A 12542-nucleotide genomic window follows, 5' to 3' on the forward strand; every position below is an offset into this window, starting at 1 on the left:
AGGCATGGCCAAGCGCAGGAAGAAACAGAAGCTCCCTCTCGTCTACGCACCGCTCGGCTTTCTGCTGAGCTGGGCCGGCGGGGCGTTGGGCGCGCTGGCCTTCCGCCGGACCTGGATGGCCCTGCGTGGCGAGGAGGACGCGCCGGACGCCCTGGACCGGGACCGCGGCTGGGGCGAGGTGCTGCTGGCCGCGGCCCTCCAGGGCGCCGTCTTCGCGGTGGTGCGCAGTGCCGTGGACCGCACCGGGGCCACCGCCATCGAGCGCTCCACCGGGACATGGCCGGCGACCCGCAAGGGCGGCCGGGACTGAGCGGTCTCAGCCCAGCTTGGGGGCCACGGGCGGCGCCAGGCGAAGGGTGAAGGAGTGTCCGGCCGGGTCCGCGTACCCACGTTCCTCGAAGGGCCCGGCCACATCCCGTGCCTCGATCGCCCGGCCGCCGAGCCCGATCACCCGGCGCTCGGTCTCGTCCAGGTCCTCGACGAGGAAGACGAGATGGGCCTGGAGCGAGTTCTCGGGGCGCGGCCAGCTGGGCGGGGTGGCGTTGACGTCACGCCTGAAGGCGATCCGGCCGCCGTCGGCGGCGCGCACCTCGACGAGGTCGGCGGATACCTCGCTCTCCTCGCCCTCCAGCAACTGTCGGTAGAAATAGGCGAGTTTCTCGGGTTCGGCGCAGTCGAGCATCACGACGGCCGCGGTCACCAGTGCCATGCTTCCTCCCAGGAAGGTTCTTGCCGTCCGTCTGTCCCCCCTCACCGGATTCAGTCGGGCCGGCCGCTTCCCGCTCGCGTCAGGGCCGTACGTCCTCGGCGGCGCGGATCCGCGCGAGGCGGGCCTCGGCCGCCGTGAGCAGCAGGTCGAGGGCGGCCGGGTAGGAGCTGCCCCGCATCGAGGCCACGAGGTGGCGTGCGGTGGCCGCGATGTTCGGGTGGGTGGCGGCGGGCAGCCGGGCGTAGGTCGCCTGCCACACGTCCGCCTCGGCGTCGCGGGCGGGCCTGGGCAGGGCGGTGTTGGCGGAGTCGAGGGCGCTGTAGGCGAGGGCCTGGTCGACGAAGGCGTGATAGACGCGGACCGCCTCCGGGTCCGGGAAACCGGCGCTCCGCAGCACCCCGAGGATGGTCTCGACGGCCTGGATCTCGTACGTCCGCCCGGTCACCCGGTGGGCGCTGAGCACCGCCGCCCGGGGATGGGCGAGGGCGCCCGCGTGCATGCGCAGGCCCAGGTCGCGCAGGTCGGCGCGCCAGTCGCCGGTGGGCCGCCAGACGCGCAGGGTGCGGCCGATCAGCTCGTCGGCGACGGCCAGCATCAGGTCGTCGGTGTGCCGGAAGTAGCGGTAGAGGGAGCTGGGGTCGGCGCCCAGGGCGCGGCCGAGGCGGCGCACCGAGAGGGCCTCGGCGCCGTGCTCCTCGATCAGCCGCAGCGCGGTCTCGACGATCAGCTCCTCGGAGAGGACCACGCCCTGTCTGGTGGGGCGTCTGCGCCGCCGGTCGGCGGCCGGGACGACTCGTTCGCTCATCGTGCCTCCCTTCCTGGTGGCGCACCTTATGACAACACCGTTGACCTGTGAAGCGCACCGGCAGTTTCATGTGCGGTCACCGGGCCGACCAGGTCCGGCCCCCAGGTGCGAGCGGAGCGCTGGCCATGACCGACAAGCCCTACCCAGTCGACCCCCCTGAGTTGCGCAGGTCCCTCGGCGTCCTCGACGGCGTCGCGGTCGCCGCCTCCAGTACGGCCGCGACCACCAGCATCGGCATCGGTCTGGGGGTGACGGCCGGGGTGGTCGGGCTGCATCTGCCGGCCATCATGCTGCTGGCGTTCCTGCCGGTGCTCGGCATCGCGGGCGCCTACTCCCGGCTGAACCGGGTGGAGCCGAACGCGGGCAACGGCTATGTCTGGGTGGGCCGTTCGCTCAATCCCTGGCTCGGCTTCCTGGTCGGCTGGGTGAACATCGTGGCGACGGTCGCCTTTCTCGCGTACACCACAGCGGTCACCGGGTCGGCGATGCTGCAACTGGCGGGCGAGGCCGGGGTGCACCACGTCGGCGGGCTCGCCCTGGACCCGGGTTCGACGGCGCAGACCACCGCCGTCGGCATCGTCGTCCTGGTCGCCGTCACCCTCACCGCGGTGACCGGCATCCGCACCGCCGCCCGGCTCCAGACCGGGCTGCTCGTCTTCGAGTACGTGGTGCTGCTCGGGTTCTGCGGCTACGGCATCGTCACCGGCCCGCACCCCTTCAGCCTGAGCTGGTTCGACCCGTTCGCGATCCCGTCCGCGACGGCGCTCGCGCAGGGCATGCTGCTCTCGGTGTTCTGCTACTGGGGTTTCGAGGCCGCGTTCAGTGTCAATGAGGAGGTCCGCGACCCCCGGGACGCCTCCCGGGCCGGGCTGATCACGCTGGTGACCATGCTGGGGCTGTTCCTGCTGGGCTCGGTGGCCTTCCAACGCGTGCTGTCGGAGCCGGAGCTGGCCGGGCACGGGGCCGAGGGACTGGCGTTCTTCGGCGACCGGCTCGCCGCCCAGCCGTGGGCCGCGCTTCCCCTGGTGGCGCTCATGTTCTCGGCGATGGCCTCGCTCCAGGCGGGGGTGATCCCGACCGCGCGGGGCATGTTCGCGATGAGCCGGGACCGTACCCTCGGGCCGGTGTGGGCCCGGGTCAGTCCCCGGTACGGCACCCCGGCGGCCGGGACGCTGCTGATCGGGGCGCTGGCCACGGCGGTCGCCGCGCTCGCCCTGGTGATCCCGAGGCTGGCCGACATGATCATGGCGACGGTGAACGCGGTCGGCATCGTCGTCGCCCTGTCGTACGCGCTCACCGCGCTGGCCGCCGCCGTGCGCTTCCGGGCGCTGCTGCGCGAGGACCGGCGGCAGGGCGTCCGGGCGGTGGTGCTCCCGGCGCTCAGCGCCTGCGCGCTGCTCGGGCTGGGCGGCTACCTCGGCTGGTCCTTCTACACCTCGGCCGACCACTTCGAGGTCAGCGCGGCCAACGGCTGGTTCCTGCTGACCACCCCGCTGGTGATGATCGCGTCCGGGTTCGTCGCGGCCGGATGGGCGAAGTACGTGCGCCGCTCGCCGTACTTCCGCACCGGAGAGGGCACGGACGCCGACGCACCCCAGCTGCTCACGACCCCCAACTAAGGAACAGGAACGATGCACGCAGATCTGCTCTTCACCGGTGGCCCCGTCCTCACCCCCGAGGGCCCGACGGCCGCCGCCGTCACGGTCACCGGTGAGCGCATCACCGCCGTCGGCTCCGCGGAGGAGCTGCGGGAGCTGGCCGGGCCGCACACCGAGGTGGTCGACCTCGCCGGACGGCTGCTGCTGCCCGGTTTCCAGGACGCGCACGTCCATCCGGTGCCGGCCGGGCTCGAGCTGAGCCAGTGCGACCTGACAGGACTGCGGACCGCCGCGGAGTCCGTGGCCGCCGTACGCGCCTATGCCGAGGCGCATCCGGAACGGGAGTGGATCCTGGGCGGCGGCTGGTCCATGGAGGCGTTCGAGGGCGGTACGCCGACGCGGGAGCTGCTGGACTCCGTCGTACCGGACCGGCCGGTGTATCTGCCCAACCGGGACCATCACGGGGCCTGGGTCAACAGCCGGGCCCTGGAACTGGCCGGCATCGACCGCGACACGCCCGACCCGGCCGACGGGCGGATCGAACGCGACGCGTCCGGCGTGCCGAGCGGCACGCTCCAGGAGGGGGCGATGCAACTCGTCGGCCGGCTCGCGCCGCCGGCCACCCCGGCGGACCGGCTCGCGGCGCTGCTGCACGCCCAGCGGTATCTGCACACGCTGGGCATCACGGCCTGGCAGGACGCGCTGGTCGGGGACTTCCTCGGCATGGACGACCCGTCGCAGGCGTACCTGGCGGCGGCCCGGGACGGTTCGCTGACCGCGCGGGTGGTGGGCGCGCTGTGGTGGGACCGGGAACGCGGCGCCGAGCAGATCCCGGAACTCGTCGAGAGGCGGGCCGTGTCGAGCCATGGCAGGTTCCGGGCGGGCACGGTGAAGCTGATGCTGGACGGGGTCGCCGAGAACGGCACGGCCGCGCTCCTCGACCCGTACCTCGACAAGTGCGGCTGTGCCACGGCCAACCGGGGCAAGAGCTTCATCGACCCGGCACATCTGCCCAGGTATGTCACGGAGTTGGACGCGCTCGGCTTCCAGTGCCACTTCCACGCGCTGGGCGACCGGGCCGTACGGGACGCGCTGGACGCCGTCGAGGCGGCGCGGGCCGCCAACGGCCCCAGCGACACGCGGCCCCACCTGGCGCATCTCCAGGTCGTGCACCCCGCCGACGTACCGCGTTTCGCCCGGCTCGGCGCCACCGCCAACATCCAGGCGCTGTGGGCCGCGCACGAGCCGCAGATGGACGAGCTGACCATCCCCTTCCTGGGGCCCGAACGGGCCGGACAGCAGTACCCGTTCGGGGCGCTGCTGCGCTCCGGGGCGCGGCTCGCGGCCGGCAGCGACTGGCCGGTGAGCAGCCCCGACCCGCTCCAGGGCATCCATGTCGCGGTGAACCGGGTCGAACCGGGCGGCGACGCGCCGGTGTTCCTGCCCGACGAACGGCTGGGGCTCGGCGCGGCGATCACGGCGTACACGGCCGGATCGGCCTACGTGAACCACCTCGACGACACCGGGCGGGTGGCGGTCGGGGCGCTCGCGGATCTGGTGGTCCTGGACCGCGATCCGTTCGCCGGGGACCCCGAGCGCATCGCGGACACACGCGTCGCGCACACCTACGTGGGGGGCGCGCGAGTGTACTCAGCTCAGGAGGCGTGAGCAGTAACACACGTCACGGTCAGGTCACGCGTAGATCATTTACGCTCTGGGCAGCCTCGTAGCGCCTCACGGCTCAACTTTCGAGCCACGAAGGCCAGTTCGAGTGCACGGGTGGCCGACAGGCCACCCGTTCGCAGGGACGGGGGGACTCTGCGCACTGTCGCCCGAAAGGAAACACATGCCTCAGGACGTCACCTTCGACCTGCCCTTCGAGACCCCCGTCAGTGAGCATCCGGAGTTCGCGCGCGCCCAACGTCCGTGCCGGATCCGGGACATGGACCCGGTGAACGGCAGAGCCGGGTTCGAGGAGTACACGTCGTGGGACCTGCCGCAGGCCGCGGGTGCCCCCTGATGGGCCGCGAGCGCTTCCTGGTCGACACAGCTGAAGCGGCGATGCAGGTGCTCGTCCTGTAGCAAGAGCGCTTCGACAGGGGCGGGCCGCTCATGGAAGGCCCGCGGTGTCGAGGGTGAATCCGCCATGGCCGGGCGGCTCGCCGCGTTGGAGAACCCGGGCGGGCACGGAGCGGCCCGTCCTCGAAGGGCAGGCAGGCGACCCGCTCCACTTCCTGGGCCGTCAACGCAGCAGTCGTGCCCCTCGCGGTCGTTCGCAGCAGGAGCCCGAGCCGGAGCCGGTCGCGTGAGTCCGGCTGTCCGGCGAAGCCGTCGCGGAAGAAACAGAAGATTCCCGGACACGACCGGCCGACGACCACGGTCGGTCGATTCCGTTGCCAGCAACCCCAGTTGAAGGAGACCGGTGTGACATCTCAAGGCGTAGGTGCTGTTCAGAAGGCGTCCGCCGACAGCCTGATCCCGGCGCAGCCAAGCGCCCGGTTCCAGCCCGCGGAGGCGGGGAGCACCCTGGCCGGCCTCTTCGTGAAACGCATCAAGGGGAGCACGGAGCAGCACCGAAGGACCCAGGACGCCGCTCAGCAGCGGCTGGACGCACTCGGATCCCCCCACCACGCCGACACCACGCTGCATGTGGAGGGAGCCCTCCAACTGGCGCCACGCGCGTTCCTCCCGCCCGACGAGGAGGGCTACGCCAGGCTGAAACGACTCGACACCAGCCTGCGCATGATCGAAGCGGCCTTCCCCCAGGTCAGCACCGACATAGAGGTCTGCCGGCTGACCTGCGCGATGCTGGAGGGGGCCTGGCGGACCCGGGCACTCGCCCCGCCGCGCGAGGAGGAGCCGGCAACCGCCTGCACCTGCCCGCTGTGCCGCCGGCTGCCCACGCCCCCCGCACGCGCGCTGGGTGACTACGGTTGGCGGCAGAGCGCCGGTCGTCCCCTCACGGTCAAGACCTGGCCGTACCGCGAGGAGTTCGACAGCGTCCTGACCGGTGGATGGTCCGTGGTCCGGCAGATGAACGACCTCGAACGAGACCTCGGCCTCCGCCACCGCTTCGAGGACGACATCCTCGTCTTCCACGAGTACAAACGCGTGATCGAGACCATCGACACCACACGCGTCACCCAACTCGTCGAAGGCCGCCTGGCCGAGAGTTTCAGCACCAACAGCGCGCGGGCCCTGGTCTGCGGACTCTACGCGGCCCACAAGCGATCCGCCGACGAGTACTGGCTCCAGCAGCACCACGCGGGCAGCGTCACGCTCCCCCAGACCAACCCGCTCGACCAGAGCTCCTACTCAGCCCTGCAGATGCTGGACTGCCTGTTCTGGCACGTCTCACCCGACACCGAACTCTGGCAGGAAGAACACCTCGCCTCCCTGCTGCTGTGCCGCGTCATCGACGACATGGCCGACGTACGGGTCGACGCCCTGACCGGCGAGATCAGCAACTTCTGGCTCGCCGACATACCCACCCACACCAAGGCCCTCTACGCCGCCTGCACCATCGCCCTCATCAAGTACGGCTGCACGCCCGAAGCGCACTCCTCGATGTGGAACACCTGGCTGATGCCCAGCACCATCGTCTGGATGGGACTCACGGGCCGCCATGCCCTGTGGTTCGACGGCATCACCCAGGGCCTCCCCCCGGCCGAGGAGTGCCCGCTCTGCGACCTGCAGCCCAACGCGTGTGCCGGCATCCTCACCCACGGCACCACCCTCACCATCAGCCCGCGGCCCACCGCACCGGCACTGAGCACCCAGGCCGCCGAGCTGTCCGCACGCTGCCGAGCCCAGTACCCCCGGACATGGCCCCTCTTCGACGCCGAACTCCACGCCTTCGAAGCTCTGCACGGCCCCTGGCACGGCCACACCGACAGGACATGGGAGGTCCTGCGCCGCACCTACATCGCCGCCGTGGAGGCATCCATGGCCGCACCGTCCCCGGACCGTGCTCGTCAGGTCCAACAAGACGCCGGCGCAGTCGGATCCGAGTACTTCTACACCATGTACGACCCTCAGACCGGGAGGGAGGACACCGCGCTGATCGCCTACATGTTCGGCTGCGCCCACCCGCATTTCATCTGGAACGCCACGGGATACCGTCCCACGGGCGTCACGGGCGACTGGCTCGACGGCTGACGCACCGATCCTGTTCCGGAATCCCGGTGGATGGCGGTGAGGCCGGCCGGAGTTCGACGGACGACCGGCCGGCCGTGTGAGACAACGCTGCTGCCCGGCCGGGTTTCCGGCCGGGCAGCAGCGTGCTCACACCGGGAACTCGACCGGCAGCCTGTCCAGCCGGGACTCCCAGGTGGAGGCGGTCGAGGTGAGCTCGTCCGCCGGCACGGCCAGCCGCAGGCCCGGCAGCCGGTGCAGCAGGACGTCCACCGCGATCTCGATCATGGACTGCCCGATGCTCTGCCCGGGGCACTCGTGAGGGCCCGCGCCGAACGCGAGGTGTGCGTGGTTGCCCTCCACCGAGACGCCCGGGTCGGGCCGGACCTCGGGGTCGAGGTTGCCCGGGGCGAGACCGAGAACGAGCAGGTCGCCCGCCTCGATGAGGTGCCCGCCCAGTTCGACGTCGCTGGCGGCGAAGCGCCCCGGCAGGACGGTCAGCGGCGGAGAGTTCCACATGGCCTCCTCCACCACCGCCGAGATGTTCAGCTGACCGCTGATCAGCCCGGAGAGCCGGGAGGCGTCGGTCAGGACCAGCCGCAGCACCCGGGCCAGCAGGTTGGTCGTGACGGCCGCGGCGATCAGCACCACGCGCAGGTGGTGGACGACCTCGTCGTGGTCGAGAGCCGCGTGATGCGCCAGCAGGTCGGTGGTGAGGTCGGAGCCGGGTTCGGACCGCCGGCGCTCGACGAGTGCACCGAAGATCTCCCTGATCCTGCCGTCGTGCAGCACGGCGTCCTCGCCGCCCTTGAGCACCTGGGCGCAGGACTCGACCAGCCGGCGCCCCTCCGCCTCGGCAAGCCCCAGAACGCGGGACATCACGAGCATCGGCAGATAGTCGGCGTAGTCCGCCACCAGATCGGCGCGGCCGTTGTCCGCGAACCCGTCGATCAGCTTGTTGGCGAAGTGTGTGGCGTGGCGCCGGATACCTCGGCCGACAGCGGCCTGCAGCACGTCGTTGACGGCGCCGCGCAGCCTGCGGTGCGGCTCGCCGTCCTGGGACACGCAGTCAGGACGCCAGCCGAGCATCGGAATCAGCGCCGAGGTCTCCGCGATCCGTCCTTCCTGCCAGTCCCGCCAGGTCCGCGCGTCCCGGGGGAACTGGCTGGGATTGTCGAGCACCCGCCGGCTGTCCCGGTAGCCCAGCACCAGCCAGGCGTTGATGTCGCCCTCCAGCAGCACCGGCGCGACGGAGCCGTGCTCCTTGCGCAGCCGCTCGTAGATGCCGTGCGGGTCGGTCGCCGCCTCAGGCCCGTACAGCCGGGCCAGCTCTGGCGAACCGTGCGCCACCGGGCAGCCGCGGGGGGCGTCGGGGCTGTCGAGGCTCTGATCGTTCATCGGGGCTCCAGTGCGACGGCGGAGCGTTCCTTCAAATGACGTATCAGGGCGATCAGCACGTCACGGCTGGAGGCCCGGTCGCGGGCGTCACAGGCCACGATCGGGGTGTGCGGGGAGATGTCGAGGGCGTCCCGGATCTCCTCGATGGGGTGCTCCTTGCAGTCCGGGAAGACGTTCAGGGCGATGACGAAGGGCACGTTCTGCCGCTCCATCTCCTCGATCGCCCGGAAGCTGGAGGCCAGCCGGCGCGTGTCCACCAGGACGATCGCCCCGAGCGCGCCCTTGAACAGGCCGTTCCACAGGAACCAGAACCGTTCCTGTCCGGGGGTGCCGAACAGGTACAGCATCAGGCCCTCGTTGAGGCTGATCTTGCCGAAGTCGAGGCTGACCGTGGTCTCGGCCTTGTCCGCGACGCCGATGAGGTTGTCGACGCCGACGGTCGCCTGGGTCAGGGTCTCCTCGGTGGTGAGCGGCTTGATGTCACTGACGGAGCGGACCATGGTGGTCTTCCCGGTGCCGAACCCCCCGGCGATCATCACCTTGACCGAGCGGGTCCCCCCGGCACCGGGGTCGCCGGGATGGTCAAAGCCTTTCAAGTCCACTGAGTACCTCCTGGAGGAGCGCGAGGTCGGGCCCGCGTCCGGCGTGGTGCGCCGGAATGGGATCACGGGCTTCAATACGGCCTGCGTCCAGCAGATCCGCCAACAGCACCGCGAGAATGTTGAAGGGCAATCCGAGATGGGCGGTGAGTTCGGCCACCGACAGCGGATCGCGGCAACGCCGGACTATCTCCTCGTACTCGTGCTGCATCCCCGGGACCGGGGCGGTGCGGGAGACGACGAGGGTCGCCACGTCGAGGCTCGACGCCGACCCGCCCGGTCCGCTGCGCCCCCCGGTGAGGACGTAATAACGCTCTAGACCGGACGGGTCTGTTGGCCGACGGGGAGCACTCATCCAGAGTGCTCCTCCAGACGCGGAGAGGTGCCGAGCAACTCGCCCATCCGCCGCGACAGGTCCCTCATCTGGTGCCCGAGCAGCCCTTGGTCGAGTCCTTCGCGGGCGAGGACCCCGAGATACGTCTCCACACCGGCCCGTACGACGAAGAGGTGACCGCCGTCGACCTCGATCATCGCCAGCCGCAGCTGCCCCGCGTACTTGGGGAACTGCTCGGCGACCGGCTGGGCCAGGGCCTGCAGCCCCGCCACCACGGCCGCGAAGCGGTCCACGTCGTCGGGGTCCTCGGCGCCAAAGGAGGTGATGGCCTTGCCGTCACTGGAGGCCACGAGGGCGAAACGGATCTCCGGGATACTCTCCACCAGATCACGGAGCGCCCAGCTCACGTCGGTTCCCTGTTGCGTCATGTGGACTAGTCGCTCTCTTCAGTGCGGTGCTCGGCGGACTCGCGTCCGGCGGCGTCATCGGCGCCGGCCGGGGTCGCGGGTGCCGCGTCGTCTACGTCTCCGGTCAACTCGGCCTCGCTGTCCGCGGCTTCGTCGGCCACGGGCGCGCGGCCCGCGGTGGCGAAGGCGGCCAGGCCCGCGAAGGACTCCTCGGGCGGGACCGCGGGGAACGCGGCGCCCTCTCTGCGGGCGGTGCGCTCCTCGGGCTGCTCCTCCTCGCGGCGCCGGCTGCGCCGCCGGGGCAGTCCGCCCGGGGTGGTGTCCGGGGCCTCACCGGACTCCGGCTGAGTGACGGTTTCGACGGCGACCGCGCCGTGCGCCTGCACCGGGGACGCGGCGGCGGGGGCGGCCGTCACGGGGGCCGGAGCGGCGGGGGCCGCGGGCAGCGGGCTGAAGAACTTGTGCGGGACCACGACGACCACCGAGGTGCCGAGCCAGGGCGAGTCCGCGAAGGTGACCCGGATCCCGTAGCGGCGGGCGAGGATGCCGACGACCCGCAGGCCGATGTTGGCGTCCTCGGAGATGCCCCCGATACCGGGTCCGGCCTCGGTGCCCGCCAGGGAGTGCTCGGCCTCGCGCTTCTTCTCCTCGCTCAGGCCCTTGCCGGAGTCCTGGATCTCGATGCCGACGCCGTTCGGTACCTCCTTGCCCGAGACGACGACCGGCTCGGTGGGCGGCGAGTAGCGGGCCGCGTTGTCCAGCAGGTGGGCGAAGATCAGTGTGAGGTGGTCCACGAGACCGCCGTCGACGCCGAGTTCGGGCAGGTGCCGGACCTCGACGCGGTGGAAGTCCTTGATCCGGCCGATGCCGCCGCGCACCACGCTGAGCAGGCGCTGCGGCTCCTGCCACTGGCGGCCGGGGCGGTCCGAGCCGCCCAGCACGCCGATGCTGCCGGCGAGCGAGTCGGCGGGGCCGAGCTCCTGGTCGAGCTCCATGAGACCGCGGGCCACGGCGGGGAGCCGGCCGTGCTCGCCCTGCATCTCGTGCAGTCGGCCGCGCAGCTTGCTGGTCAGGACGTGGATGCGGTTGCCGATGCTGATCACGGCCTGCTCGGCGGAGGTGGAGCGGTTGAACTCCTCCTCCACACCGATCAGCGAGGTGCGCAGGATGCGGCGCAGGTCGGCCCGGACGTCCTTGTCGACCTTGGCGCACTGCTCGGTGACGGGCAGCAGGTCGTCGATGGCATCGCCCTCGCGCAGCCGCTTCAGCGCGTCGGGCAGCTGCTCGTCGGCGAGCCGGGAGATCGCGGCCCGCTGGTGCGTGAGCTGCTCCTGCCAGACCTCGGCCTGGTCGGCGAGCTGTGCCTCGGAGGACTTCAGCTGGTCGGCGAGCCGCTCCTCGTACGCCCTTGCCTGCTCGGCCAGTTGGGCGTCGTAGTGGGCGGTCCGGTCGGCGAGGCGGGCCTCGAAGGCGGAGGTCTGCTCACCGAGCTGAGCGTCGAACGCGGCCGACTGCTCGTTGAGCCGGCCCTCCAGCGTGGCGCGCTCGGCGGAGAACTTGCGCTCCAGGCCCGAGACATGCTGCTGCCAGTGCTGGGAGTGCTCGGCCTGCGAGGTGCGGAACGATCCCTCGGCGCTGCGCAGTTGGCGCTGCGAGCGGATCAGCAGCCGCACGCACACGGTGCTCGCCACGGTGGCCGCGGCACCTGCGACGGCCGCGGTTATTCGCTCGGAGCTCATGAACGTGGCGGCGACAGTCCCTCCCCCTAAGGCCAGCGGCATCAGCCACCAGCTGTACCAGGCGACAGGGGCCCGCGCCGCCGGCGGCGGAGTGGCGAGTTCCATCTGCATCCTTAAAAGCAACACAATCGAACAGCAGTGAACAGGGGCAGTGCGCGAAGGCCGCACTCATGAGTGCACACGGCGGGACGGACCCACTGCGGGGTGCGTCAACTCGCCGTGACGGAAGGGAGCTTATCGGGTTTGAACCCGAAAGGATCAACCTCGGCGAGCAGACGAAGTGAGGGTTCCGTCACGCTCCGCCAGTTGGTAGCAAATCAACAAATACCCATCCCTGGCTGCGACTTGCCGACATGTTCCCCCTAGGCCGAGTCCTGGGCGGCCGGATCCCCTCCTGGACACCTGTCCAGCTATAGTGGACACCTGTCCAAGTGAGTGGGAGGGTCCGTCGATCATGGAAATCCTGGCGAACGTGCTGGTCGGCCTGATAGCCGCGCTGCACGTGTACATCCTGGTGCTGGAGATGTTCCTGTGGCGGAAGGGGCCGGGCATGCGCTTCCACGGCTTCGACGCGGAGCTGGCCCGGCGGACGGCGCCGTTGGCCGCCAACCAGGGTCTGTACAACGGTTTCCTGGCGGCCGGCCTGGTATGGGGGCTGGTGGCGGCCGACCCGACGGGTTTCCGGGCCCAGGTGTTCTTCCTGTCGTGCGTGGTGGTCGCGGGTGTGTACGGCGCGGTCACCGCCAACCGGCGGATCCTGTTCGCGCAGGCGCTGCCCGGCGCCCTCGCCCTGGCCGCCGTCCTCGCCGCCCGGTGACC

General features: G+C 71.1%; 13 protein-coding genes. 6 read left to right on the forward strand and 7 right to left on the reverse strand.

Annotated elements, in window-relative coordinates:
- Positions 1 to 4 precede the first annotated feature (4 nt).
- The gene (locus ACZ5K7_RS18705; protein WP_351697073.1) at positions 5 to 310 is read left to right on the forward strand and encodes a DUF4235 domain-containing protein; all 306 of its coding nucleotides are present in this window, start codon (positions 5 to 7) and stop codon (positions 308 to 310) included.
- A 6-nt stretch (positions 311 to 316) separates the two neighbouring features.
- On the opposite strand, the gene ACZ5K7_RS18710 is transcribed toward ACZ5K7_RS18705, so the two are convergent.
- Both ACZ5K7_RS18710 and ACZ5K7_RS18715 read right to left on the reverse strand, forming a co-directional pair.
- Entirely contained in the window at positions 317 to 709 is a 393-nt protein-coding gene (locus tag ACZ5K7_RS18710; protein WP_468914639.1) for a VOC family protein, read from the reverse strand.
- A 79-nt stretch (positions 710 to 788) separates the two neighbouring features.
- Positions 789 to 1514 (reverse strand): TetR/AcrR family transcriptional regulator, encoded by a 726-nt coding sequence (locus tag ACZ5K7_RS18715; RefSeq protein ID WP_468914641.1) that lies wholly within the window; start codon positions 1512 to 1514, stop codon positions 789 to 791.
- Between the two features lie 125 nt (positions 1515 to 1639).
- Between ACZ5K7_RS18715 and ACZ5K7_RS18720 the strand changes: the two genes are divergently transcribed.
- From ACZ5K7_RS18720 to ACZ5K7_RS18735, 4 genes are all read left to right on the forward strand, one after another.
- Entirely contained in the window at positions 1640 to 3133 is a 1494-nt protein-coding gene (locus ACZ5K7_RS18720) for an APC family permease (protein WP_468914642.1), read from the forward strand.
- Positions 3134 to 3145: 12 nt separating this feature from the next.
- On the forward strand, positions 3146 to 4780 hold the full coding sequence (locus ACZ5K7_RS18725) for an amidohydrolase (protein ID WP_468914643.1): 1635 nt from the start codon (positions 3146 to 3148) through the stop codon (positions 4778 to 4780).
- 178 nt (positions 4781 to 4958) lie between these two features.
- On the forward strand, positions 4959 to 5132 hold the full coding sequence (locus tag ACZ5K7_RS18730) for a hypothetical protein (RefSeq protein ID WP_351697087.1): 174 nt from the start codon (positions 4959 to 4961) through the stop codon (positions 5130 to 5132).
- 404 nt (positions 5133 to 5536) lie between these two features.
- Complete coding sequence (locus ACZ5K7_RS18735; protein WP_468914645.1) at positions 5537 to 7270, forward strand: hypothetical protein; 1734 nt, start codon at positions 5537 to 5539, stop codon at positions 7268 to 7270.
- A gap of 126 nt (positions 7271 to 7396) precedes the next feature.
- Here the strand turns inward: ACZ5K7_RS18735 and ACZ5K7_RS18740 are convergent, their stop codons facing one another.
- The 5 genes from ACZ5K7_RS18740 to ACZ5K7_RS18760 are packed head-to-tail and all read right to left on the reverse strand — an operon-like array spanning position 7397 to position 11828.
- Positions 7397 to 8644: a cytochrome P450 gene (locus ACZ5K7_RS18740; RefSeq protein WP_351697093.1), complete on the reverse strand. Its 1248-nt coding sequence runs from the start codon at positions 8642 to 8644 to the stop codon at positions 7397 to 7399.
- Complete coding sequence (locus tag ACZ5K7_RS18745) at positions 8641 to 9246, reverse strand: GTP-binding protein (protein ID WP_351697096.1); 606 nt, start codon at positions 9244 to 9246, stop codon at positions 8641 to 8643. Before ACZ5K7_RS18745 ends, ACZ5K7_RS18740 begins: the two co-directional genes overlap by 4 nt.
- Positions 9227 to 9598 (reverse strand): DUF742 domain-containing protein, encoded by a 372-nt coding sequence (locus ACZ5K7_RS18750; protein WP_234537899.1) that lies wholly within the window; start codon positions 9596 to 9598, stop codon positions 9227 to 9229. Before ACZ5K7_RS18750 ends, ACZ5K7_RS18745 begins: the two co-directional genes overlap by 20 nt.
- A complete protein-coding gene (locus ACZ5K7_RS18755; protein ID WP_046733906.1) occupies positions 9595 to 10005 on the reverse strand; it encodes a roadblock/LC7 domain-containing protein in 411 nt (136 codons plus the stop codon). Before ACZ5K7_RS18755 ends, ACZ5K7_RS18750 begins: the two co-directional genes overlap by 4 nt.
- Positions 10006 to 10010: 5 nt before the next feature.
- On the reverse strand, positions 10011 to 11828 hold the full coding sequence (locus ACZ5K7_RS18760; RefSeq protein WP_468914648.1) for a sensor histidine kinase: 1818 nt from the start codon (positions 11826 to 11828) through the stop codon (positions 10011 to 10013).
- Between the two features lie 349 nt (positions 11829 to 12177).
- Here ACZ5K7_RS18760 and ACZ5K7_RS18765 point away from each other — a divergent pair, with 349 nt between their 5' ends.
- Complete coding sequence (locus ACZ5K7_RS18765; RefSeq protein ID WP_351697102.1) at positions 12178 to 12540, forward strand: DUF1304 domain-containing protein; 363 nt, start codon at positions 12178 to 12180, stop codon at positions 12538 to 12540.
- The last annotated feature ends 2 nt before the right edge of the window (positions 12541 to 12542 follow it).

The organism is Streptomyces sp. NPDC031497, assembly GCF_055580905.1.

What these genes read in the sequence shown, in the direction of transcription:
- ACZ5K7_RS18705 (WP_351697073.1), top strand. Translation starts at nt 5, where the DNA reads ATGGCCAAGCGCAGGAAGAAACAGAAGCTCCCTCTCGTCTACGCACCG.
- ACZ5K7_RS18710 (WP_468914639.1), bottom strand. Translation starts at nt 709, where the DNA reads ATGGCACTGGTGACCGCGGCCGTCGTGATGCTCGACTGCGCCGAACCC.
- ACZ5K7_RS18715 (WP_468914641.1), bottom strand. Translation starts at nt 1,514, where the DNA reads ATGAGCGAACGAGTCGTCCCGGCCGCCGACCGGCGGCGCAGACGCCCC.
- ACZ5K7_RS18720 (WP_468914642.1), top strand. Translation starts at nt 1,640, where the DNA reads ATGACCGACAAGCCCTACCCAGTCGACCCCCCTGAGTTGCGCAGGTCC.
- ACZ5K7_RS18725 (WP_468914643.1), top strand. Translation starts at nt 3,146, where the DNA reads ATGCACGCAGATCTGCTCTTCACCGGTGGCCCCGTCCTCACCCCCGAG.
- ACZ5K7_RS18730 (WP_351697087.1), top strand. Translation starts at nt 4,959, where the DNA reads ATGCCTCAGGACGTCACCTTCGACCTGCCCTTCGAGACCCCCGTCAGT.
- ACZ5K7_RS18740 (WP_351697093.1), bottom strand. Translation starts at nt 8,644, where the DNA reads ATGAACGATCAGAGCCTCGACAGCCCCGACGCCCCCCGCGGCTGCCCG.
- ACZ5K7_RS18750 (WP_234537899.1), bottom strand. Translation starts at nt 9,598, where the DNA reads ATGAGTGCTCCCCGTCGGCCAACAGACCCGTCCGGTCTAGAGCGTTAT.
- ACZ5K7_RS18755 (WP_046733906.1), bottom strand. Translation starts at nt 10,005, where the DNA reads ATGACGCAACAGGGAACCGACGTGAGCTGGGCGCTCCGTGATCTGGTG.
- ACZ5K7_RS18760 (WP_468914648.1), bottom strand. Translation starts at nt 11,828, where the DNA reads ATGGAACTCGCCACTCCGCCGCCGGCGGCGCGGGCCCCTGTCGCCTGG.
- ACZ5K7_RS18765 (WP_351697102.1), top strand. Translation starts at nt 12,178, where the DNA reads ATGGAAATCCTGGCGAACGTGCTGGTCGGCCTGATAGCCGCGCTGCAC.